The organism is Micromonospora rosaria (assembly GCF_001567585.1).
In the GTDB taxonomy this organism is placed as follows: domain Bacteria; phylum Actinomycetota; class Actinomycetes; order Mycobacteriales; family Micromonosporaceae; genus Micromonospora; species Micromonospora rosaria.
This window is the reverse complement of the sequence record NZ_LRQV01000302.1, coordinates 1-1,303: the sequence shown is the minus strand read 5'-3', so window position 1 is coordinate 1,303 and position 1,303 is coordinate 1. Positions and strand designations below refer to the sequence as shown.

Genomic DNA, 1,303 nt, shown 5'->3' with positions numbered 1-1,303 from the left:
GCCGCCCCGCCGGTGGGCGGTCGGACGCCTTCCAACGCCCACACCGGCCGCACCAGGTGCCGCACCCGGGCGGCGTTCGGGTCGACGCCGACCAGCAGGTGGCCGGCGGGCTGGCCCAGCGCCAGCCGGGTCAGCGCCCGCCCCTCGGCCGCCGGGAAGCTGCGCATGTGCCGCCGGGTGGCCGCCTCGACGCCGCCCTGCTCGCTGAGTCCCACCCCCCGCCACATCCCGTAGCTCAGGCAGTGCGCGTCGCCCAGGTGCCCGCAGAGGGCTTCGAGGAACCGGTTGCCGGCCGCGTAGGCGCCCGTGCCGACCACCGGGGTCAGCGACAGCAGCGAGGAGGCCGCCACCAGCCGGCTGCCCGGTCGCCGCCGCAGCACCCGCGCCACCTCGACGGAGCCCGCCACCTTCGGGTCGGTCTCCGGTCGCCACCGTCCGGTCCCCGGCGCGGTCAGGGACGCCGTCTCGTACCGGCCGGCGAGGTGCAGCGCGCCGTCGAGCGGCGCGCCCCAGTCGTGTTCGGCGGCGGCGACCGCCGCCTCCAGCGCGGCACCGTCGGTGACGTCCACCCGGGCGTACCGCACCCGGCCGTGGCCCGCGTCGACCGCCCCGGTCAGCTCGTCGACCGCCGGGCCGGGCTCGGTGCGGCCCACGACCAGCACCCGGAGATCCCGTTCGGCGACCAGGTCACCGAGGATCGCCCGACCGACCCCGCCGAGCCCACCGGTGACCAGCCACCGGGAGCCCGGCCGCAGCACCGACCCGCCGGCCGCCGGCTCGACCCGCTCGACCGCGCGCACCAGGGGCCCCTCGCGCCAGACGACGAGCGGTTCCCGGTGCGACCACCCGCAGGCCGCGACGACGGTGGCCGCGTCCTCGGCGACGTCGTCGCCGGGCAGGTCGAGGTGCCAGGCGCGGACGTCCGGGTGCTCGACGCCGAGCGTCTCCCCGGCCGCGGCGGTGAACGCCGCCGGGTAGCAGCCCGCCTCGTCGCCCCGGACCCGGAACAGGCCACGGCTGAGGGTGAGCAGCGTGCCGGTCCACTCCTGCGCCGCCAGCGCGCGCAGCAGCCCGAGCACACCGGTGGTGCAGACCTCGACGGCGTGCCGGGTGGCCGCCGCGTCGTCGAGGTCGGGGGTGGGCAGGTAGCTGGCCGCGACCACGACCAGCGCCGGGGTCCGTCCTCGCGCCGCCAGCGACCGCAGCAGCTCGACCCAGCGGGCGGTGTCGTCCGGCTCCCCCGCCTCCGGCCCTGAGCCACCACCGGCCGGGCCGGAGCCACCACCGGCCGGGCCGGAGGCAC

The 1,303-nt window shown here is 79.0% G+C and carries 1 protein-coding gene; it reads right to left on the bottom strand.

Translation table 11 applies throughout. The features are described 5' to 3' along the window. Positions 1-1,303 (bottom strand): SDR family NAD(P)-dependent oxidoreductase (locus AWW66_RS32195; RefSeq protein WP_157528336.1); only part of this gene is annotated, 1,303 nt, incomplete at both ends.